Consider the following 20,886-nt stretch of genomic DNA (forward strand, 5'->3'; position numbering starts at 1 on the left):
CAACCCCGGCCATCACCAAGCAAGGACCTGCCACATACCCTGTTAGCAAAAACAGGAAGGGCAACAGGTGATTGTCTTGCTGCACTATCGCAAGTCACTGAGCAAACACCGCTGGCAGCTGATGCAGCTGCCCAACGTGGTCGGCGTCGGCATCGGCTCCAAGCGGGCCCACGGCGAGGATGCGGGCCGCATGGCTTTGGCCGTCTTTGTCAGCAAAAAGCTTCCCGAGGAGGCACTCCCCCGGGCACACCGTATTCCCAAGCGGATTGACGGTCTTCCGACGGACGTCGTCTGCATCGGAGAGGTGCGTTTCCTGGATGAACGGGTGAAACGGCACAGACCCGCTTATCCCGGCCTCAGCATCGGGCATTACAAGGTCTCGGCAGGGACCTTCGGTGCCGTGGTCTACGATAAGAGAACCGGTGAACCGCTGATCCTTTCCAATAACCACGTCCTGGCAAACAGCTCCAACGGAAATGACGGACTGGCCCGGCCGGGCGACCCCGTTTTGCAGCCGGGAGACCACGACGGCGGCACGGTGGAAAACGACGCCATCGGGGTGCTGGAAAGGTTTATCCCCGTGCGTTACAACGCTCAGGAAGCCCCCTGCCCGATCGCCAGGGGTTTCGAGAAGGCCCTCAACCTGCTCATCAGGGCATACAGGCCGCGATACTTCGTGAAGGTTTACAAGCATATGGAATTTCACGCCAACCTGGTCGACGCCGCCCTCGCCCGTCCTCACAGCCCCGACCTGATCAGTCCCGCCATCCCGGACATCGGGCCCGTCGAGGGTATCGCCGAACCGCGGCTGCATATGAAAGTCAGGAAAAGCGGCCGTACCACCGGTCTGACAACCGGCCAGATACTCTACCTTGACGCCACTATAACCGTTAAAGCGTCGGCAAATCAGTCCGCCCTGTTCGAAGACCAGATCGTCTGCAGTCCGATGAGTCTGCCCGGCGACAGCGGCTCCCTCGTTCTTACCGAAGATAATAAAGCGGTGGGGTTACTGTTCGCCGGGTCCACGGAGGCAACCATTCTAAACAATATCCGGAATGTGGCCATACTCCTGGGAGTAAAGTTTTAAACTTAGATCCGGCAAGTAAGACCCAAGAATCCAGTAATGGCGTGCTTTGCAGCAGCAATTCGGGGTAAAAAATCTGACAGAATTAGAGGGAACATCACTCCTTCACGAGAATTGGTATCTTGACAAGAAACATCAATAATGGAGGAGGATGTTCCCGAGACCATGGTAGCCCTGTATACAACAATAAACCCCAAGCGCCACATGGCCTTGGGGTGATGGGATTCTTATGCGTATTAAAATAATTGTAAAGATGTCAGCAACCGACTCGTCCTTTTTAAGAACCTGACACTAAGCACCGGACCCGGCAAACTCGTTGTAAACTGCCTTAACGTGCGCGGCGGCCTCGATATTCCCGACGCCCTGCAAATACGTGATATAGGCCGTAAGGGACTCTCGGTTCGTCCAGTCAAGATCCACCCCTGGCACCAACCCCGCCTGCGGCAACCGTACCGGCAGTTCATCAGTCATGTTGATAACCGCTTTCAGGTACAAGAAATTGAGCATTTCGCGCTGGGCGGAAATAATCCCATCCCCTAGATTATCAAGGACCCAATGCAGCGAGCGTTTAAGTTCTTCTTCCGCATCCCGTCCTTTTTCATCAAGCCATTTCTCCAGTCTCGCCGTCACGTAGTCCACGAAGATGTCGAAGTCCAGGTCCAATCCCCGCTCCAGGACTATCCCCATCAAATCGTCCAAGTATTCTCCACGGCTCATCACCGCTTGGAACATGGACCCATACAGCTTCGGTTCATCTCCGGGCTCCGGCAAGCTCCTGACATAGTCGGCAATACCCAGTAAGGAACCCATAACGGCGTAGGGCGGGGTGTCCAGCGGTATTAACTTGTTCAAGATCGCTTCCATCGCGGGCCCCGTTTTTTCCCGAAATATCCGCGACCATTCCCGTTCCATGATCGGATGCCTGGCCAGATAATCTTCCAAACGTTCCCTGTCGTTGATTTCTCCTTCTTCCTCAAGCTTTTCCATCTCGATTAATGACTCGGCCGCTGCGCCTATCGAAACCCTTAAAACCGTTTCCCATAAAGGATTGTAGGTGAATTCCTCATCCATGCAAAAATGCAACCCGAGAACAACGGATTGTAGTTCGGAATCAGTCCACCTCCAGTCCCGGAGAAGTTCAAAGAAAGCCCACGCCATTTCCTCGGCGACATCGCGGTTTACCAGCCTCGGCAAATACGTCTCCGCTATGCGTTCAAAATGGCTCTCCATCTCGGATAGATCAACATCCTCGCCTATCTCGTTGATTTCGTCCAGGACCTTGCGCAGCTTGTGAAGCGGGAACAACTCTCCCTCCAGCACGGGATCGGTCTGCAACAGCCGGGCGAGCGTTTCCAAACGTTGCACTACCCCTGCAACGACCTCGTCCTCGTCCCCCTTTGCCCACATTGCACCCAGGGCCGAAAGGGCCCGCTCGATACTCTCAGGTGCCGGTAAACACTCATCCCGACGTAGCGATAGCCCACACGCCAGGGCAAGGGCCTCGTTCAATCCCGGTTCGACCCATTCCCAGCGTCCCCGCCACCGGCACAGGTATTCGTCTACCTTCTCCATGCAGCAACGCTTGTATTTTTTGCCGCTCTCGCAAGGGCACTGGTCGTTGCGTTCAACCTCAAAGAATCTAAACATTTTCTTTCTCCCTGCTCCCTTTTTCTTTTTCCTGCCAAACATTAACCAATCGTCTTGTGTTAATTCTGGCAGCAAGGTTCCCGCTATCGATTTTCTTCATAAAAATAAAAAACCCTGGCATCCTTCGCGTTTTTCGCTAGTTAACCAGATACTTGTTTTATCGAATACAAAACTTATCGTATAAAATAAAAACCCCAACGCCGTCAAAAGCTCTGGGGTGTTTGAATTCTTTAGATGGTGGGCGGACCTGGGATCGAACCAGGGACCTTCTGCGCGTCAAGCAGACGTTCTCCCACTGAACTACCCGCCCTCGGGATATTTTTTATTATGCCGGAAAAACAATCGTTTGTCAACATACCGCGGGAGTCTGGGCCGTGTCAAGAGTTAGTAGGTAGACTCCCGTGGATTATTTTAGCTTACGCCGACAGTAAGGCCGGCAGAGAAGCCAATTGCCGCAAGACGTGTTTGACCCACGGTTCGCCGGCACAAGGGCCTTTGAGCGCCGGCATTTCTGCTCTGAGCCAGTTCTCCAGGTCCTCCCGTCTTAGCCTTTGCGGCTGCTCAATACCCCCAACGCGGATCACCTGCTCCAACAGCGGCGCATTCACGACGCCGTCAGACGCCGCATAAACCCTAAGTTCACCATTGGCACGGGCGGCCAGTAAACGAGCCATATGGTCTGCCCCGCGCGGAGTCCAGCGCGCTCCAATCCGTTTCATCCGCCGGGCCAGGGTGTGCCGTACCTGCCCCTCGATGGTGCCCAGCCTTTCCTCTTCCGGTAAAGTGCTGATCCCCTCCCAGTTGTCGATGAGGTATTGCTTCAGCTCTCGGATACGCTTCCGCGCCGCGCGCCCCCGAGCCTTCTTTAAGGCCCGATCCAAGACCGCCACGGTGGCCTCTTGATTCAACCTAGCAATGCAAGTGCTGACTTCGCCATAAATCTCTTCGCTGAAGGCCAGGGCCTCGGTCAAGCGCCGCCGGAGATGAAAGGGATCCAGGTGGTAGCTGGCCCCGGGGAAACAGGCCTTCCCCCCGTTCGCGATCCAGGGTGCTCCATCGCCTCCAATCCGTACTTGCGCTACTTTCTCTAAGGCCCACCGCTCGCCGAATACGGCGCTTGCCTCTTCCCAAATAGCTTCACCGTCGACCAGCCCGGCTACCGTCTGTCGCCCTTTTAAGGACCGGGGACACCCTTCTTTCCCTTCGTATCCCACCACCAGCTTGATCTCTCCGCCGCGTTCCCGGGTCCGTTGCTGTCTTACCCAGACGCCGTCGGCTTCGATGAACAGGGTGCGGATCTCTTTGCTCCCCGCCGGCACCGCGCCTTGTTCGAATATCGCGGCCCGTCGCAAGGCGCTGTGCTCAGCCGCACGTCGGCCGCTTTCTTGCACCCGCGACCAGATGGTCATGGCGCTGATCCCCGGCACTAAATAGCTGAGGATTTTCTCAGCCCGGCGAAAGGGCATCTCTGTCGCCAGTTCTACAGTCAGTTCGGTTATCCGCGGACTCATCCGTTGCCCCTCGGTTAACCCCAAGGCCTCGTCCAGGAGGAAACGGTAGTCGCCTGTCTCCGTATCCAGATACAAGCGCCTCTTCAATCTTAACTCGCCGAAGCTGGTGATCAGGGTCCGCTCACGGAACCCGACGCTCTTGTACTTCTTGGTGTCCCTCTGGGCGGCGAATGCCCCGTCGATCTCTTCCAATGCCGCACGAAAAAGCCTGAGAGCCGCCTCTTGCACTAAACGCTGCATTCTCTCTTCCAGCTCTCTTACGTTGGCAACCGACCGTAAAATCTCGAAGATCCCCTTCGCCAACAGAAGGACTACCTGCACGATAAGGCGAACTTTGATCACGAGACCTCTCACTCCTTGCCCGGGAGTCGGCTGCCCTCCGGGGCAGCCGCCAGAGGTCTCTTTTCTTCGTAACCCCTCTGGTTACCTACTAAAGTCTTACACTACCGGGAGTCTGTTTTTCGGCCGCCAGAGATCTCATTCTCTTCCATCCCCCTGGTCCCTACCAAAATGTATACTGCCCGCGCGGGTTGTTACCGTGCACCGATCTGCTCGAACATCAACTGGTACCAGGGTTTCCGCGGCACTTCGACGCCGGCGAACAGGGGCACGCTGCCCAGGTACTGCCCGTTGTAGGAGAGACCGAGTTTGCCGACGCGCTGCCCCGCGCGGACGGGAGCCTCAAGTTGGTGCGGCACGTCTAGGACTTTTTTGACCGCCTTTTCCTGGTTCTCCGGCACCAGCAACTCCAGATCGCCGCCCGATACCAGGGGTACTTCGGCCGCTTTGCCCCGGAGCACCGGAACGGTACCCACCTCCTCGTCCCTGCGGCAGACAGTGACCGAGGGCATGCTGAACCCGTAGTCGAGCAGTCTGGCGGCGTCGGCGTAGCGGTTGTCGCTGTGCAGCACCACGGCGAGGAGCTGCCGTCCGTTGCGGGTGGCGGAAGCGATAAGGCAGCGACCGGCGGCCGAAGTCGTCCCCGTCTTTATGCCGTCACAGCCGTCATACCATCCTCCGCGCAGGAGCCTGTTGGTGTTGTGCACATGTTCCTGACGGTCGCTGTTTTCCCACATGATCGTAGTCTCCCTGGTGCTGGCCAAGCGGGCGAAATCGGGATTGCGCAAGGCGTAACGCGTGATCTGGGCCAGGTCGTAGGCCGTCGAGTAGTGGTTGGGGTGAGTAAGTCCGTGCGTATTGACAAACCGGGAACTGCATGCTCCTAACAGTTGTGCTTTCAAGTTCATCCACTCGATAAAGCGGTCGTAGTCCCCCGCCACGTGGTCGGCTATGGCAATGGTGGCGTCGTTGGCCGACACCACCATCGCCGCCTTGAGGAGGTTGTCCAGCGTTAACACATCACCCTTACGCAAGTTGATAATCGAACCGCGGGCGTGAGAGGCGGCGCGGTCGCTGACCTTTACCACGTCGTTCACGTCGCCCTCTTCAAGGGCGACAATGGCGGTGAGGACCTTGGTCAGGCTGGCCGGATGGATACGCTTGGTCTCCTGCTTGCCGAACAAGACCTGACCCGATTCCACGTCAATGAGTATAGCGGCCCGGGCGGTAAGGTAGGGGCCCTGGGCGGCGAAGGATTTGTCCGGCCCGAAGAAAATTGCAACCGCTAGTAGGACAAAAAGGCAAATCTTTAAGAACCTACCCATTCTTTCGGCACCCCCCCTCGTCTATTGTCCCGCTTAAAAAGGCTTTTCATTTAGCCAACAAATGCCATTGAGACTGACATAAACGGCCCACTGGATCATATAGTTGTACAAATCTTTCCGGGTGGGTGCCGCCATGTACATCTATTTCTTTAACTTCCGGCGGGCCAAGCAGGCCGTACTGACGGCAGCGCTGATGGCCTTCATATCCTTCCTGTTCTGGATCACCGTCTTCGACCAGCATGTTGAAACGGTATCGACGACGCACTCCCGTATCATTTACAAGGTCAAGACCGATCAGAAGGTTGCCGCCCTGACTTTTGACATCAGCTGGGGGAAAAAAATACCGGAACCTGTGCTGGACATTCTCAAAAAGGAAAACCTGAAATGCACTTTCTTTCTCTCGGGCCCCTGGGCCGAACAGCATCCTGAAATCGTACGCCGAATCGCCGCCGAAGGCCACGAGATCGCCAGTCACGGCCACCGCCATGTAAACTACTCCGAGCTCCCGAACAACGTTATCGCCGAGGAGATGGGTAAAGCCCACGAGATCCTTAAGAACTTGACCGGCCGGACCCCGAACTTGATCCGTACACCGAACGGCGACTGGAACGAGCGCGTTCTCGACGTAATCTCCGGCGAGGGCTATACCGCCGTGCAGTGGAGCGTTGACTCTCTGGACTGGAAGGATATCGGCGTGGAGAGGATCGTAAACAGGGTCCTGCGGCTGATACACCCGGGGGCGATCATCCTGATGCACGCCAGCGACAGCGTCGAACAGACCCCGGAGGCGCTGCCCAGGATAATCAAGGGGTTAAAGGAGAAGGGCTACAAGATCGTGACGGTCGCGGAACTGATGACCTGCGGCCGTGGGGTATGCGAGTAAAAGTGAAACCGCAGTTTACACTGCGGTTTCACTATCTTGTTACCGGCGTCATGCGCTTGTTCAGGGTGCTGAACTCGTCGACGAACACGCTTGCCGGACGGCCGTTGGCGATGCCTCGCGCGATTCTGTTCAGCCGTGTCACGAGGTCCGGGTCGCTGGTCACCAGAACCCTGCGGATTCGGTCGTCGGCACGCTTAACCTGCATCGCCGCCTCTCTTTCCGCCTCTTTTGTCCGCCCTTCCTGGTTGGGTTCCATGTTCAGCCCCACGTAAGCGTTGGTGCCGAAAAGGACGACGACAGCGTCTTCGACCCCCGGCACAGCCGCGGCCTTCGATGCCAGGCGCTTAGCCAGCGCACTTGATTCACGGGGGTCGGCCGGCAAGGCCGCGTTCGGGTTCTGCGGCGTCTGCCCCGGAGGCGCCGGCCGGCGTGCCGCGTTACAGCCCGCGAACACCGCAAATACGACAAAAACCATTAACGCTAGAACCAAAAGGTTTCTCTTCTTCAAACTTACGCCTCCTTTCTCTGCTGTTCCACTGGATACCGGTGCTAGACTTAGTATTCTTGGTGCCTGGAGCAAAGATACTTTATCTGGGGCGGTAAATCGTACCTCTCCTGTTAAACCGTGCCCCGACCTGTTACGGGCTCTGATGCTTCTTCCGGGCAAAATAATCGTTGATGGCCTGATGGAAAGCTTCAGCGAGTTTCTGCTGGTAAGTCGGCTCCAGCAGCAAGCGGCGCTCGCGGCGATTTGAAATGTAGCCCATTTCTATGATGACCGCCGGCATTGGCGTCTCCCGCAGAAGATAGTAGCTTGACGGCCTGACGTCTACCGCGGTTACTTCCCCAAGCTGCATCAGCTTGTGGTAAAAACACCGGGCTAACTCCAGCCCCTCCCGCGAACCGCGGCAATAAAAAATCTCCGGGCCGAAGCAACGGCGGTCGCGAAAGGAGTTAGCGTGGATACTGACCACCAGGTCGGCCCGGTTTTCCCTGGCTACAGCCACCCGCTCGTCCAGACCCATGACGCGCCAAACCGGACCATCAGCGCCGGCCCGGCAAAAAGCGCTTTCTTCCTCCCAGGTCATTATCACCCTGGCTCCCTGGTCGCGGAGCAGTTGCGCCAAAAGCCTGGCCACGGCGATGTTGATCTCTTTCTCAAGAATACCGTTTTCCTCGTCTACGGCACCGGGGTCCAAACCGCCGTGACCCGGATCGATCACGATCGTTCTCCCCTTCAGGCCGGCATGCGCTGCTGCAGCCGCGTGGCCGCCCGTCAAAAGGGCAAGGATAAACGTCACGAGGCAGACGGCTGACGTAAAGGTCCTGATTCTCCAGTGTCTCATACGTCATTTATTGTGGCGGGCAGGAAGGAAAGACAAACGTGGAAATGGTTCCCTTACTTCCACAGCCGGCTGCTATATCCTGTGGCGGTTGATCCACCAGTAGAGCAGGGCAAGCACCAATGCTGCGACAATCAAGCCATCCAGGCGGCGGAACCAGTGTTCTATGGTCTGCCAGTTCTCGCCCAGCTTGTAACCAAAAAAAACCAAAACGATGCTCCATATCAGAGACCCGAAAAAGGTATAGACGACAAATTTGACAAAGTGCATCCGCCCAATACCGGCAGGTAGTGAAATAAAGGTCCTTATCACCGGCATGAGCCTTGTAAAGAAAACGGTCGCCTCGCCATAACGTTCGAACCACCTTTCGGCCAGAGCGAGGTGATGCCTCGAAACGCCCACAAAGCGGCCGTATTGCAGGATGAAAGCGCGTCCGCCCCATAATCCGAGCAGATAGGAAAGGATCGACCCTGCCGTCCCGCCCAATGTGCCGGCCAATACAGTCATCGAAAAACCCAGCTTCCCCTGGCTGACCATGAACCCGCCATAAGGCAGGATCACCTCGCTGGGTAAAGGTATGTTGGCGCTCTCGATAGCCATCCCGATAGCCACGCCCCAGTAGCCCAGGGACTCGATGAAGCGCACCACGGCCTGGATAAGGATTTCAAGCAGGGCCGTCAACTCGTCACCCCTTAAAGTCCGGTAGTGATAGCCGTTAATAATAAATCTGTATGCCGGAACAAAAAAAAACCCCCTCGTGCAAGGGGTTGTCCCACAAATTTCGTCCTGTTTTGTTTAGAGTTTCAAGCTGGCGATGATGCGGTCCAACAGGGGGTGCACCCGGCACCGGTCGATCCCGCCGTGGTCTGAGTCCTTTCCCCGCTCTGGAAAGATTTTCAGGGCCCGGGACAGGCTGTTGAAATTGTTCGACACGCTCGAAACGGCAACCCTGTACCGCCTGGCAAGCTCGTTTTGACTGATGTGCCTGCGCCCGTCGAGGCGGGACATCGTGTAGATAACAGCCGCCGTCCAGGCTCCTCGCTTGCGCAGGACGGGATGTTCCTGAACGCAGAAATGATACCACAAGCGCAGGGCAATCTGGATTTCTTCCCGCAGGTAACCCAGTTCCTTCAGCCCTTCCTCGACCTGTACGGCAACCCCGGCATACCCCTGGTTCGGCCAATTATAGCCAGCCACCGTGTTCTCGGCGGAAGCACGTTTTTCCCTGGTTTTGGTCCTGCTGCCGGCGCCGGGCTTGTCGTCCGTATCCTGGATTAACTGCAGGAGTACCTCGACCTGTTCCCGTCCCTCTTCTGTACGGCAAATCCTGTTGAGAATATCCCCCTGAAGAAGAGTCATCAGGCGCTTGACCGGGTGGTCGCCCCCATCGCTGCGCCAAGGCAGCGAGGCCTGGTCGTGCATGCTGAAACGGATGGCCTGGCTGCTGAGCCGGTGAGCTTGTTGTTGGAGGTAGAGGCTGAACTGATTGTCCTCCTGCCGGCGGCGAATGCGCCGCCACCGCCTGAAGTCCCTGTTAACCCACTCCTGAACGATCTCCTTCATCGAAGGCGCTATGCCGATGGCGCTGGTGGAAAACTCATACTCCGCACCGACTCTCAATAACCTGACAAAAATAATTTGCCCGACCTCCGCCTCGGGTTGAAGACCGGGCTCCCGCACCCAAAAAGACTGGTTCTCGAAAATGTCCCTGACGACCAGACCCTTGCCGGGCAGCAGCGCCGTAACCTCGTAGAAGCGGCTCTTTGCCTCCGACCACAGCACAAGAAGGAGGGCTTCGGTCAGCGTAAGATTCTCCAGGTTGGCATCCCGGTACAATTCCAGCAGGGTCTGTTCACCCGACAAACGGTAGTCGAAAATAAACCATTCAAAGCAGCGTTCGATGATAAAATCTTCATCCAGCGCCCAGATATCGTCCTCTATCTGCTGAAAGTATATATCCTGGGCCCGGGAGGCGTCCCTGGCGAACATGAATTCCTCGGCAAAGTCACTGAGTTTCCTGCGCAGTTGCGAAGCAGTCCGGCGCCACCTCACCTGAGCGAGGGAAACCACCTTGTCCTCTATGCCGCAACACTCCGCGTAAGGTTTATCACTACCGCATGGACAGCGCTCAGTTGGCGTGATAATGGCTCTAACCCCCTCGCAGCTCTCTTCACGCGCCTTCAAAGGTATTCGACCTCCACCTCGCTACTCCTGCCGGCAGCCGATTTTTGTGCCTTGAGAGAAAAGGGCTGCTCAGGATACTTTTACGAAGTTTTTTAACGGCCTTCTGGCCAAATGCTTATACTATAATGTAAATAACGGTTGTCCAGGCCCCCCGGCAGCCAACAAATACAGGTGCGGGAAGCCAGGGGTCTGGAAACACAGACGATTTTAACGAAGGCGGGCGCTAAGCGGTGAGCAAGTTTCTGGTTATCGACGGCAACAGCTTGATCCACAGGGCTTTTCACGCCATTCCACCCCTTTCGACTTCGACCGGGTTACCGACCAACGCCGTCCTGGGTTTTACAAATATGCTGTTGAAGGTCCTGGAAGCGGAAGCGCCCGACAGGGTTGCGGTCGCCTTCGACAAAGGCCTGCCGGCCTTCCGCCACGAAGCCTTTACCGGGTACAAGGCTCACCGGCCCGCGACTCCCGAAGACCTTCGTCCCCAACTGGCGCTGGCTAAGGAAGTGCTGGAAGCGATGCGCATCCAGATTATCGAAGTGGAAGGTTACGAAGCCGACGACATTATCGGGACCTTGACCAGGATCGCCGCCGAAAAAAAGATGGATACGCTGGTGCTTACCGGCGACCAGGACACCCTCCAGCTGGTGGACGAATACAACCGTGTAATGCTGACCAGGAAAGGCATCACCGAGTTGGACGTCTACGACGCGGCCAGGGTCGTCGAGCGTTTCGGCCTCACACCGGCCCGGCTTACAGACATGAAGGGCCTTGTCGGCGACGCTTCGGATAACATCCCCGGGGTCCCCGGCATCGGGTTCAAGACAGCCGCCAAGCTGCTGCAAACCTATCACAGCCTTGAGGAACTGCTGGCAAACAAGGACCAGCTCCCGTTGCGCCTGCGCCAGCAGCTTGAGAAACACGCCGACCAGGCCGTGCTTTCCAAACAGCTTGCGACTATTGAAAGGGCCGTTCCGGGCCTCGACGAAGATGCTATCCGGGAATGGCCGGGGCCGGACTACGAAGCCCTTCTCAAAGTCTTCTCCAAGCTGGAGTTCAAGAGCCTCGCCCGCAACATCGCCCATCGCGTCCCCCGGGTCGGCGACGCCAGCGAACTGCAAAGACTTTGCCCCGTTTATCAAAAAGTTGTTGAAATCAAAGAACTTTCCCGGGTCGTCGAAAAAATAAAGGCCGCCGGTCAGGCGCATATCGCCTTCGGCGGCAACAGGGCCAGCGGACTGGAAGCCCTCAGCGTAGCTGTCGAGGATGCCATCTTTTATCTCCCGTTCGGCAAACTTGAACCCGAAGGCCTGGCGATCATCCGGGAAATGCTTGAAAACCCGGACGTCACCAAGCTTACCGCCGACGGCAAGGACGCTTACTGGTTTTGTCATCTGAGAGGGATCAGGCTCGCAGGGCTGGCTTTTGATACGACAGTGGCAGCTTACCTCATCAAACCGGGCGCCGGGGGCCTGGCACTGGAGGATTTGAGCCTCGAATACCTGCACCTGGCTCTCCCCGAGGGAGGCGAAGAAGCGCTGCCGGCAAGGGCTGAGTCCATTCGTCGGCTTTTGCCGTTCCTGCAGACTAAGCTGCGGATGCTGGAGCAGGAAGAACTGTTTAGCGAGATCGAGATGCCCCTGATTGCGGTCCTGGCACGCATGGAGATAGTCGGAATCAAAGTCGACCGGAAACAGCTGGCGGCGATGTCGGAAGAGTTCGGACAGCAAATCACCAGGCTTGAAAGTGAGATTTACGCCATGGCCGGCGAGCGTTTCAACATCAGTTCCCCCCGCCAGCTCGGGAACATTCTCTTCGGCAAACTGGGGCTGCCCAAGGGCCGAAAGACCAAGACGGGTTACAGCACGGACGCCAACGTGCTGGAAGAACTGGCCGGGGAGCACGAGATCGTCGCCAAGGTCCTGGAATACAGGCAGCTGGTCAAGCTGAAAGGGACCTACACCGACGGCCTGGCCGCGCTCATCGATCCCCAAACGGCCCGCCTGCACACCACCCTGCACCAGACGGTTACGGCCACAGGCCGGCTGTCCTCGGCCGAACCCAACCTGCAGAACATACCCGTCCGCCTGGAAATCGGCCGGCGGATCCGCAAGGTCTTCGTTCCCAGCGACCCGGCCAACGTGCTGCTGACCGCCGATTACTCGCAAATCGAACTGCGCATCCTCGCCCACCTCTCGGGTGACCCCGCGCTGATCTCGGCCTTCCGCGAGGGCCAGGACATTCACACGCGTACCGCCGCCGAGGTCTTCGGCGTGCCCATGGAAGAGGTCACGCCCGAGTTGCGCAGGCGGGCCAAAGCGGTCAACTTCGGCATCATTTACGGCATCAGCGACTTTGGCCTGGCCCGGGACCTGAAAATTCCGCGCAAGGAGGCCGCCGAATACATCCGCCGTTATTTCGCACGCCTGCCGAGGGTCCGGGAGTTTATTGAGTCAACGATCAGCCAGGCCCGAAACAACGGCTACGTGACCACCATCCGCAACCGGCGGCGCAATATCCCGGAGCTGTTCAGCCCCAACCGGACCGTGCGCGGCTTCGGCGAACGCGTCGCCACGAACAGCCCGATCCAGGGAAGCGCGGCCGACATCATCAAGATGGCGATGATCCGCATCGACAGGCGGCTGCAGGAAGGGCGCTATAAGAGCGCGATGATCCTGCAGGTTCATGACGAGCTGATATTCGACGTTCCGACCCACGAGCTATGCGAGGTAGCCCCCCTCATCAAGCAGGAAATGGAACAGGTCGTGGAGCTTGGCGTCCCGCTTGTCGTAGACCTTAAAGTAGGGCCAAACTGGTATGACGTTCGCAAAATCGAAGAGGTGACGAAATGCCTGAGCTACCGGAAGTAGAAACGATCGTCCGCGGGCTCGCGCCGCTGATTACCGGGCAGCAGATCCAGGAGGTGGAAATTCATAAGGCGAAGGTGATAGCCTGCCCCGAGCCATCCGCTTTCGCCGAACTGGTTAAGGGGCGCACCATTGAACGCCTGCAAAGGCGAGGCAAGTATATCTTAATGGAGTTATCCGGCGGGGTAACCATGGTCATACACCTGCGGATGACGGGGCAACTAGTCTACTACGCAGATCCTGCGCCGCCGCCCAAGCACACGCACCTGGTACTGCGCCTGGCGCAAGGCTGGCTCAGGTTCACCGACCCCCGCCAGTTCGGGCGGGTCCTGGCCGTGCCCGCCTCCGAACTGGACAGGGTCGGCGGGCTCAAGGATCTTGGGCCGGAACCCCTGGACCCCCGGTTCACCGAAAAGGAGCTATGCCGCCTGGTCAACGGCAGAAAACAGAAAATTAAGGCCCTGCTCCTCGACCAGCGGGTCCTGGCCGGGATGGGCAACATCTACACCGATGAGGCGCTGTACCTTGCCGGCATCCACCCGGACAGGCCCGCGGCGGAGCTGACGGCCCGCGAGACTAAAGCCCTGTACAGCGCCGTCAAAAAGGTGCTCGATGAAGGGATCGCGTTTGGAGGGACCAGCGTCCGAGACTATGTCGATGCGCACGGCGTTGAAGGCCGGTTCCAGAAAATGCTGAAGGTATACGGCAAAAAGGGTGAGCCGTGCCCGTGCTGTGGAACCCCTATCGCCCGTACAGTTTGCGCGGGACGGGGGACCTACTTCTGCCCCCGCTGCCAGAATAAGAAGTGTGAAGTGAGAGGTCAGTGGTGAGTATGTTGAAGGAATTCGCTGTGCGAATTCCTACCAATGTTCCCACTTCTGACTTTCCACGACTCACCTCTCAACCGTCTACCCAGGCACCAAAATACGGCCCCCTCCATATCCTCTTAAGGAGGATCATCGGAAGGGGTCGTTGCGGAGTGGAACTGGTTGCGCTTCTGGTTTTCGGCTTTGCCTTGAGCCTGGACGGATTCGGGGCCGGACTCGCTTACGGGATCAGGCAGATCAGGGTGCCGTTAACCTCTCTGATCATCATTAGCCTGACGTCCGGAGCGGCGATCACCCTTTCCCTTACCCTTGGACATACTGCGGCAAGCCTCGTTACTCCCGGCCTGGCACAGACGGCAGGCGGGTTCCTGCTCGTGGCACTCGGGCTGTGGATTCTCAGCCAAGCCTTGCGTAGCGCGACCAGGCGGATCTTGCGCCTGCGCATTCCCCAACTGGGGCTGGTCATCCAGATTCTCCTGGAGCCCTTGGAGGCGGACCTGGACGACTCCGGCTGCATTTCGCCGCGCGAAGCGGCACTCCTCGGCATTTCCTTGGCCCTGGACGCCTTCGGAGCCGGCTTCGCCATCGCCCTGTCGGGAATGCACACGGCGCTGGTGCCGCTCTTTGTTGTCGTCGGCCTGTTTTTAATGCTTAATGCCGGAATGGTTGTAGGGAGCAGGTTCACTCCTTCACTGATCCAGCGTTTGAATATCCTGCCGGGCTGTATTTTGATCATTATCGGCATGTTCCGTTTGCTGCACCTAGCCTTTTAGATTACGATGGACGTATGAAGGTTATAGGATTGACCGGTGATTCCGGAAGCGGCAAAACAACTGTTGCCTCGATGCTGGCCGAACTCGGAGCGGCCGTCATTGACGCGGACCAGGTAGCCCGGGAGCTCGTCAAGCCCGGCTCCCCTCACCTGGAGGCCGTCATCCGGGCGTTCGGCCCGGCTTACCTCACTACCAAAGGCACGCTGAAAAGGCGTCGCCTGGCCAAACTTGTCTTTTCCGACCCCCAAGCCTACAAAAAACTGGACGAAATCATGCTCAAGCCGATCATCAACCGCATGCGCAGGCTGAAATCCGAGAAGGCGGCCGAGGGTTACAAGGTGATCGTCCTCGACGCGCCGCGGCTCCTGGATGTCGGGCTCGCCGACGAAGTGGACGAGGTCTGGGTGGTCACCGCGGACAGGCCCGTAAAACTGAAGCGGCTGATGAAACGGGGATACAGCAGGGTGCAGGCGGAACGTATCCTTAACAGCCAGATGCCGCAGGAACAGAAAGTTCGACAGGCCCACCGGGTGATAGACAATAATGGGTCGTTGACAGAGACACGGGCTCAGGTTATAAATTATTGGACAACCCTCGAATCGGAGTGATGAGTTGTTGCGCCTGACCTGGCTGATCGTCCTCGCGCTTGCAGCAGCCCTGGCTCTCAACGCCGAGCGGATCGGCCGCCACTTCTTTCCGTTCCCCTACCAGGAAGTGATCTTTCACTACGCGGACGAGAATTCCCTCAACCCTTTTCTCGTAGCCGCCTTGATTAAGACGGAATCGAATTTCGATCCCTCAGCGACTTCCCACAAGGGCGCCTTGGGACTAATGCAGCTTATGCCCGAAACGGCACGCTGGGCGGCGATCCAAAGCGGGGAACCCGGCTTCTCGCCAGACATGCTTTATGACCCCGAAACCAACATCCGCATCGGAACACGATATTTGGCTTATCTTGTGAGCGACTTCGGCGACCCGGTCATCGCCCTGGCCGCCTACAACGGGGGCCACGGCAACGTTAGACGCTGGCTCGGTGAAGGCATATGGAACGGCCGCCTGCAAAACCTGGACCGGCTTCCCTTCCCCGAAACCCGCCAGTTCGTGCGCAAGGTCCTGTGGCGGACAAAGGTTTACGAATTTCTCTATAAAGATTAAAAACGGCGCCAACTCGCGCCGTCGACTGCTGACAAAGTAGCTTTTTTATCAATACGAGCGTAAGCATGGCTTCCGGGCTTCTCACGCTCGCTCCAGTGCTGCGCATCTACGGATTCTAGGCTCGGTTTGGACCGTTTCTAGGAGACCGTTAAAAAACTTCGCCTGGCTTTGTCAGACTCGCCGTCCAGTGCTTACGTACCACCCAGTACGCTCCGCGCTGTCCGGCTTCGCCTTCCACGCCATGCTCGCTTTTGAACGGTCTCTGGATTAAGTTGTTCTAGCCCTCCTGCGGATTGTCTGCGGGCGCCACGACTCAATAGGTTATCCAGGTACGCGCCTAGGCCTTGACGCAGCGAACGTTGGGAGTATGAATCAAAAATGCAACTTCTTCTCTTACTCTTCCAGCGTTATCGTCTCCAGAACGGCGGCGCACCTCGTGCAGACCTCGGCCGTTTCCCCGCCCGTACCGGTTTCCGAAGCATATTTCCAGCAACGCGGGCACTTTGCGCCTTCGGCCCGCCTGGCCAGAATTTTCAGTCCCTCGACATCCAGGGCTTCCTCGGCGTTGTCCGGCGCCGATTCCAGGGATTCCACCACGACCCGGGAAACCACCGTGATTACGGCTAGGTCATCCGCTGCGGCTTCCAAAAGCCCCCGCAGTTTTTCGTCCGCGTACAGCGTCACGGACGCCTCCAGGGAGTCCCCGATCACCTTTTCCTTGCGCGCCGTCTCCAGGATCCGCAGCGCTTCGTCGCGCACGTGCATCAGCTTTTCCCACCGCGCGGCCAGGTCCCCGTCAATGTAATTGGGGTCGGCCTCGGGGAAGGAAAGCAACTGAACGGTGGGAGCCTTTTCGCCCTCTGCGGGAAAGTACTGCCAGACTTCCTCGGTGGTGTAAGCCAGAACAGGAACGAGCAGGCGTACCAGGGTGTCCAGGATATTGTAGAGAACGGTCTGCGCCGACCTGCGTGCCGGAGATCCGGCGCTTTCGCAGTAAAGCCGGTCCTTAACGACGTTAAGGTAAAAGGCGCTGAGGTCGGTCACGCAGTAATTGTAGACGGCATGGTAGACGGTATGGAATTCAAAGCCCTTGTACGCTTTGCCGACCTTATCAATCAGAGTGTGCAGCTGGTGCAGCGCATAACGGTCCAGTTCGGGCATCTGTTCGTAAGCAACCTTATCGACGGCCGGGTCGAAATCGTAAATGTTCCCCAGCAGGAAGCGGAAGGTGTTACGAATCTTGCGATAGGCTTCGGCCGACTGCTTTAAAATGTTGGCCGAAACAGCCAGATCGCCTTTATAGTCGGCGGAGCATACCCACAGGCGCAAGATATCGGCGCCGAGCTGCTTCATTACTTCGTGGGGGTCGACAACATTGCCCAGCGACTTGGACATCTTCCTGCCCTGCTCGTCAACCGTAAAACCGTGGGTCAGGACGGCGCGATAAGGGGGTTCTCCCGTAACGGCCACCGAAGTCGTCAGGGATGAGTTGAACCAGCCGCGGTGTTGGTCGGATCCTTCCAGATATAGATCGGCCGGCCAGCGCAACTCGGGCCAGTAAGCGGGCTGAGTCAGCACGCCCCAGTGACTGGAGCCCGAATCGAACCAGACGTCCATGGTGTCCGTTTCCTTCTTAAAGTGCGTCCCGCCGCACTTTGCACACTTTAGGCCCGGCGGAACGAGATCGTCGGCCTCACGGGCGAACCAGACGTCAGACCCGTACTGGCCGAAGAGCTGTTTGATGTGGTTGATCGTCTCGTCGTTGATGATCGCTTCTTCGCATTCCGCGCAGCAGAAAATGGGCAGTGGAACGCCCCAGATACGCTGACGGGAAATACACCAGTCGCCGCGGTTGGCGATCATGCCCTGAATACGCTCCTTACCCCAGGCGGGAATCCAGTTCACCCGTTCAATGGCGTCCAAGAGCATGTCGCGGAAGCCGTCGATAGAGGCGAACCACTGCTCGGTAGCCCGAAAGAAAATAGGGTTCTTGCAGCGCCAGCAGTGCGGGTACTGGTGCGTGATCCCGGACAGGTGCACCAGGGCCTCGCGGTTTTGCAATTCCTCGATTACCTTGGGATTGGCTTCGAGGTAAAACTGCCCCTGGAAGATGCCTCCCTCGGCGGTGAAACGCCCCTTCCCGTCAACCGGCGAAATCACCGGCAGGTTGTATTTGACCCCCAGTTCAAAGTCTTCTTCACCGTGGCCCGGAGCAATGTGAACACATCCTGTGCCTTGGTCGAGGGTTACGTATTCGCCCAGGATAACTACGGAATCCCTATCGACGAAGGGGTGGGCGCAGACGACGCCCGCCAGCTGCTCGCCCTGGAACGTCTTTTCAACAGACGCCTCGGCTCTGAGAACCTTGAGGAAGGGTTCCGCAAGCTCCTCTGCGACCAGGTAGCGTTCCTTGCCCGTGTTGAGCAGGGCGTAGCGGTACTCCGGATGGACGCAGATAGCGACGTTGGCCGGCAGGGTCCACGGCGTCGTCGTCCAGATCACGACGTAGGTATTCCCGGTCGGAACAACCCCTTTACCGTCCTTCACAGTAAAACGCACGTAAATCGACGGCGATTCCTTCTCCTTGTATTCGACTTCAGCCTCGGCCAGGGCCGTCTCACAGGTGGCGCACCAGTAGATGGACTTCAGTCCCTTGTAAATGTACCCGCGCTTGGCCATTTCGCCGAAGACCTCGATCTGCCTGCTCTCGAAGTGCGGCTGCAGCGTAAGATAAGGGTTTTCCCAGTCGCCCCTGACACCAAGACGCTTGAAGCTCTCCCGCTGAATGCCGACATACTTGAGGGCGTACTCACGGCAGCGCTGCCGGAAATCCACCGGGGAAATCTCGTGGCGGCGGATCTTCAGGGCCTTAATGGCCTGCTGCTCGATCGGCAGGCCATGAGTATCCCAACCGGGCACGTAAGGGGCGTCAAACCCGGCCATCGACTGGTACTTGACCACCATATCCTTGAGAACCTTGTTCAGCACGTGCCCCATATGAATAGGCCCGTTGGCGTAAGGGGGACCGTCGTGCAGGATGTATTTGGGACGGCCCCTGGTGTGTTTCTGCACCAGGCTGTAAAGGCCGACCTCGTCCCAGTACTTAAGAATTTCGGGTTCACGCTGCGGGAGGTTGGCCCGCATCGGAAAATCCGTTTTCGGCAGGTTCAGTGTCTTTCCGTAATCCATGCAGTTCCTCCTTAAAAGTGCTTGCAATAAAAAACTCCCGTCCGTGCAGGGACGAGAGTGCTAATCCCGTGGTACCACCCTATTGATCCGCCCGTAATAAGGGAAGACCTCTCCTTGCGCTGGTAACGGCAGCCGCCGGCAAGCCCTACTGCAAACAAACAAATAAATTGGCCCCAGCCAATTTACCCGTGGTTCAGGCCGCGCCTCCCGGGCGATTTTCGCCCGCCCCTTCCCGCCCGGCTTCCACTATCCCGGGCTCGCTGATGGAGACAGCGGGTTACTCCTCCCGTTCACTGGCTTTACACATATCTGCGGAACATTATATTTGAAATCCTAAGTTTTCGTCAACTGTAGACGAAAAGCTACCTCTTCCGGCGTCAGGCCCTCGAGAAGGATCACCTTGTCCCGACCCGTATGGCCCGACTTGATGCTGACCCGGCTGGCGGAAATCCCCAAAACCTTGGCAAGAAAGCCGCATAGCCTTTCATTGGCGGCCCCGTCGACGGGGGACGATACAACCCTGATTTTCAGGGCTTCCCCGTAGGTTCCCGCAATCCCGTCGCGGGAAGCCTTGGGCTGAACCCTTACTTTCAGCGTCGTTCCCTGCTGATCCCTGCTAAGAAACGGTCCGTACATACAAAACCGCCTAAAAGGCAAAACGTGTAAGGATATTCAGCACTAGCATCCTGACCAGCGAAACAGCAAAAAGCGCGACAATAGGCGATATGTCGAAAACACCGATCGGCGGGATAATACGCCTGAAGAAGCCAAGCACGGGCTCAGTAATCTCGTAAATAAAGCGAAAAACCGGGTGGTAAGGATCGTGTCGGATCCACGACAGGAGAACCCGCGCAAAAATAATGTAAGTATATAACCTAAAGGCGACATCAACCATCTGTATTAGGAAAGTCATGCTCCACCTCGCCTGCTCATTTCCCGGGATCTGGCGGCCGCCTTTTCAACGGCCTTGCTGATACTGGCCCTGACCGCCCCTTCCTCGAGGGCGAACAAGCCTTCGATCGTCGTTCCCCCCGGTGTGGTAACCATATCTTTCAATCGGCCGGGATGCTCCCCTGTTTCCAGGACCATGCGCGCCGCGCCGAGCAGTGTTTGCGCGGCCAACTCGGTGGCCAGATCGCGCGGCAGCCCCTGCCGGACGCCGGCATCGCTCAGGGCCTCGATAATCAAGTAGCCGTATGCCGGCCCCGAACCGCTTAAGCCCGTCACGGCGTCCATCAGCTTCTCGGGAACTTCCACGACCCTGCCGACGGCGCCGAAGATCATCCTGGCCTGCCCGGCCTGCTCGGCGCCGGCCTTTGCTCCCAGCGCAAAGGCGCTGGCCCCCTCGTTCACCAGGCAGGGCGTGTTAGGCATCACCCGGACGACCGGGATCCGGTTGCCCATTTTTTGCTCGATAAAGTCCAGGCTGATGCCCCCGGCAATGCTGATCAGCGTCTGGCGCAAGTTCATCACAGGGGCGATCTCGGCCAGCACTTCGCTGACGACAAACGGCTTGACGGCAAGGATCACGATATCGCACTCCCGCGCGAGCGCGACGTTACTGCTTGCGACCTTGACCCCCGTTTCCCCGGCCAGCATTTCGAGCCGTTCGGTGCGGACATCGCTGACCATCACCGCCGGCGGCTCGACCACCCCGGCCTTGATCACTCCTCGTACCAAAGCCTCACCCATGGCGCCCCCGCCGATAATGCCGAGGCGCTTATCCAAAGTCATCTTCACGCCGACACACTCTCCGTTT

The 20,886-nt window shown here is 57.8% G+C and carries 18 protein-coding genes, 1 tRNA gene, 1 pseudogene and 1 other annotated feature; of the genes and pseudogenes, 7 read left to right on the plus strand and 13 right to left on the minus strand.

The window, feature by feature from the left end; genetic code table 11:
* Positions 1 to 67: 67 nt before the first annotated feature.
* Positions 68 to 1,087 carry a hypothetical protein gene (locus tag ACPV0M_RS05880; RefSeq protein ID WP_425622019.1) on the plus strand — a complete coding sequence of 340 codons (1,020 nt, stop codon included), beginning with the start codon at positions 68 to 70 and terminating at the stop codon, positions 1,085 to 1,087.
* A gap of 288 nt (positions 1,088 to 1,375) precedes the next feature.
* Here the strand turns inward: ACPV0M_RS05880 and ACPV0M_RS05885 are convergent, their stop codons facing one another.
* The 4 genes from ACPV0M_RS05885 to ACPV0M_RS05900 form a co-directional block, all read right to left on the minus strand.
* On the minus strand, positions 1,376 to 2,731 hold the full coding sequence (locus ACPV0M_RS05885) for an SEC-C domain-containing protein (protein ID WP_425622020.1): 1,356 nt from the start codon (positions 2,729 to 2,731) through the stop codon (positions 1,376 to 1,378).
* Positions 2,732 to 2,966: 235 nt separating this feature from the next.
* A tRNA-Val gene (locus tag ACPV0M_RS05890) sits at positions 2,967 to 3,041 on the minus strand.
* 106 nt (positions 3,042 to 3,147) lie between these two features.
* Positions 3,148 to 4,584 carry an ISLre2 family transposase gene (locus tag ACPV0M_RS05895; protein WP_425621603.1) on the minus strand — a complete coding sequence of 479 codons (1,437 nt, stop codon included), beginning with the start codon at positions 4,582 to 4,584 and terminating at the stop codon, positions 3,148 to 3,150.
* A gap of 191 nt (positions 4,585 to 4,775) precedes the next feature.
* Complete coding sequence (locus tag ACPV0M_RS05900) at positions 4,776 to 5,906, minus strand: D-alanyl-D-alanine carboxypeptidase family protein (RefSeq protein ID WP_425622021.1); 1,131 nt, start codon at positions 5,904 to 5,906, stop codon at positions 4,776 to 4,778.
* 133 nt (positions 5,907 to 6,039) lie between these two features.
* Between ACPV0M_RS05900 and pdaB the strand changes: the two genes are divergently transcribed.
* Positions 6,040 to 6,789, plus strand: coding sequence for a polysaccharide deacetylase family sporulation protein PdaB (gene pdaB / locus ACPV0M_RS05905; RefSeq protein ID WP_425622022.1), 750 nt, complete (start codon positions 6,040 to 6,042; stop codon positions 6,787 to 6,789).
* A gap of 31 nt (positions 6,790 to 6,820) precedes the next feature.
* On the opposite strand, the gene ACPV0M_RS05910 is transcribed toward pdaB, so the two are convergent.
* The 5 genes and pseudogenes from ACPV0M_RS05910 to ACPV0M_RS05930 all read right to left on the minus strand — a co-directional run.
* Positions 6,821 to 7,297, minus strand: coding sequence for a YhcN/YlaJ family sporulation lipoprotein (locus ACPV0M_RS05910; RefSeq protein WP_425622023.1), 477 nt, complete (start codon positions 7,295 to 7,297; stop codon positions 6,821 to 6,823).
* A 130-nt stretch (positions 7,298 to 7,427) separates the two neighbouring features.
* Complete coding sequence (locus tag ACPV0M_RS05915; RefSeq protein WP_425622024.1) at positions 7,428 to 8,090, minus strand: N-acetylmuramoyl-L-alanine amidase family protein; 663 nt, start codon at positions 8,088 to 8,090, stop codon at positions 7,428 to 7,430.
* A 117-nt stretch (positions 8,091 to 8,207) separates the two neighbouring features.
* Positions 8,208 to 8,813: a DedA family protein gene (locus ACPV0M_RS05920; RefSeq protein WP_425622025.1), complete on the minus strand. Its 606-nt coding sequence runs from the start codon at positions 8,811 to 8,813 to the stop codon at positions 8,208 to 8,210.
* Between the two features lie 114 nt (positions 8,814 to 8,927).
* On the minus strand, positions 8,928 to 10,184 hold the full coding sequence (locus ACPV0M_RS05925; RefSeq protein ID WP_425622248.1) for a hypothetical protein: 1,257 nt from the start codon (positions 10,182 to 10,184) through the stop codon (positions 8,928 to 8,930).
* A 51-nt stretch (positions 10,185 to 10,235) separates the two neighbouring features.
* Positions 10,236 to 10,316, minus strand: a pseudogene (locus ACPV0M_RS05930) (hypothetical protein); the annotation flags it as partial.
* A 230-nt stretch (positions 10,317 to 10,546) separates the two neighbouring features.
* Here ACPV0M_RS05930 and polA point away from each other — a divergent pair.
* The 5 genes from polA to ACPV0M_RS05955 all read left to right on the plus strand — a co-directional run bounded on the left by polA (position 10,547) and on the right by ACPV0M_RS05955 (position 15,938).
* Positions 10,547 to 13,186 carry a DNA polymerase I gene (polA, locus tag ACPV0M_RS05935; protein WP_425622026.1) on the plus strand — a complete coding sequence of 880 codons (2,640 nt, stop codon included), beginning with the start codon at positions 10,547 to 10,549 and terminating at the stop codon, positions 13,184 to 13,186.
* Positions 13,165 to 14,013, plus strand: coding sequence for a bifunctional DNA-formamidopyrimidine glycosylase/DNA-(apurinic or apyrimidinic site) lyase (gene mutM / locus ACPV0M_RS05940; protein ID WP_425622027.1), 849 nt, complete (start codon positions 13,165 to 13,167; stop codon positions 14,011 to 14,013). Before polA ends, mutM begins: the two co-directional genes overlap by 22 nt.
* A 149-nt stretch (positions 14,014 to 14,162) precedes the next feature.
* Positions 14,163 to 14,783 carry a sporulation membrane protein YtaF gene (gene ytaF, locus ACPV0M_RS05945; protein ID WP_425622028.1) on the plus strand — a complete coding sequence of 207 codons (621 nt, stop codon included), beginning with the start codon at positions 14,163 to 14,165 and terminating at the stop codon, positions 14,781 to 14,783.
* Between the two features lie 29 nt (positions 14,784 to 14,812).
* Complete coding sequence (gene coaE / locus ACPV0M_RS05950; protein ID WP_425622029.1) at positions 14,813 to 15,391, plus strand: dephospho-CoA kinase; 579 nt, start codon at positions 14,813 to 14,815, stop codon at positions 15,389 to 15,391.
* Between the two features lie 7 nt (positions 15,392 to 15,398).
* Positions 15,399 to 15,938, plus strand: a complete 540-nt coding sequence (locus tag ACPV0M_RS05955) for a lytic transglycosylase domain-containing protein (protein ID WP_425622030.1) — start codon at positions 15,399 to 15,401, stop codon at positions 15,936 to 15,938.
* Positions 15,939 to 16,331: 393 nt separating this feature from the next.
* On the opposite strand, the gene ileS is transcribed toward ACPV0M_RS05955, so the two are convergent.
* From ileS to proC, 4 genes are all read right to left on the minus strand, one after another.
* Positions 16,332 to 19,127 (minus strand): isoleucine--tRNA ligase, encoded by a 2,796-nt coding sequence (gene ileS, locus ACPV0M_RS05960; RefSeq protein ID WP_425622031.1) that lies wholly within the window; start codon positions 19,125 to 19,127, stop codon positions 16,332 to 16,334.
* 44 nt (positions 19,128 to 19,171) lie between these two features.
* Positions 19,172 to 19,430 (minus strand) — a binding site (T-box leader).
* A 30-nt stretch (positions 19,431 to 19,460) separates the two neighbouring features.
* Positions 19,461 to 19,763, minus strand: coding sequence for a DUF167 domain-containing protein (locus tag ACPV0M_RS05965; protein ID WP_425622032.1), 303 nt, complete (start codon positions 19,761 to 19,763; stop codon positions 19,461 to 19,463).
* A gap of 10 nt (positions 19,764 to 19,773) precedes the next feature.
* Positions 19,774 to 20,040: a YggT family protein gene (locus ACPV0M_RS05970; protein WP_425622033.1), complete on the minus strand. Its 267-nt coding sequence runs from the start codon at positions 20,038 to 20,040 to the stop codon at positions 19,774 to 19,776.
* Positions 20,037 to 20,861: a pyrroline-5-carboxylate reductase gene (gene proC / locus ACPV0M_RS05975; RefSeq protein WP_425622141.1), complete on the minus strand. Its 825-nt coding sequence runs from the start codon at positions 20,859 to 20,861 to the stop codon at positions 20,037 to 20,039. The genes ACPV0M_RS05970 and proC overlap by 4 nt, the downstream gene beginning before the upstream one ends.
* Positions 20,862 to 20,886: the final 25 nt, after the last annotated feature.

The sequence above is a fragment of the Desulfosceptrum tomskiensis genome (assembly GCF_049818055.1).
Taxonomy (GTDB): Bacteria; Bacillota; Desulfotomaculia; order Desulfotomaculales; family JASEER01; genus JBFLVT01.

What these genes read in the sequence shown, in the direction of transcription:
- ACPV0M_RS05885 (WP_425622020.1), bottom strand. Translation starts at nt 2,731, where the DNA reads ATGTTTAGATTCTTTGAGGTTGAACGCAACGACCAGTGCCCTTGCGAG.
- ACPV0M_RS05900 (WP_425622021.1), bottom strand. Translation starts at nt 5,906, where the DNA reads ATGGGTAGGTTCTTAAAGATTTGCCTTTTTGTCCTACTAGCGGTTGCA.
- pdaB (WP_425622022.1), top strand. Translation starts at nt 6,040, where the DNA reads ATGTACATCTATTTCTTTAACTTCCGGCGGGCCAAGCAGGCCGTACTG.
- mutM (WP_425622027.1), top strand. Translation starts at nt 13,165, where the DNA reads ATGCCTGAGCTACCGGAAGTAGAAACGATCGTCCGCGGGCTCGCGCCG.
- ileS (WP_425622031.1), bottom strand. Translation starts at nt 19,127, where the DNA reads ATGGATTACGGAAAGACACTGAACCTGCCGAAAACGGATTTTCCGATG.
- ACPV0M_RS05965 (WP_425622032.1), bottom strand. Translation starts at nt 19,763, where the DNA reads ATGTACGGACCGTTTCTTAGCAGGGATCAGCAGGGAACGACGCTGAAA.
- ACPV0M_RS05970 (WP_425622033.1), bottom strand. Translation starts at nt 20,040, where the DNA reads ATGACTTTCCTAATACAGATGGTTGATGTCGCCTTTAGGTTATATACT.
- proC (WP_425622141.1), bottom strand. Translation starts at nt 20,861, where the DNA reads ATGACTTTGGATAAGCGCCTCGGCATTATCGGCGGGGGCGCCATGGGT.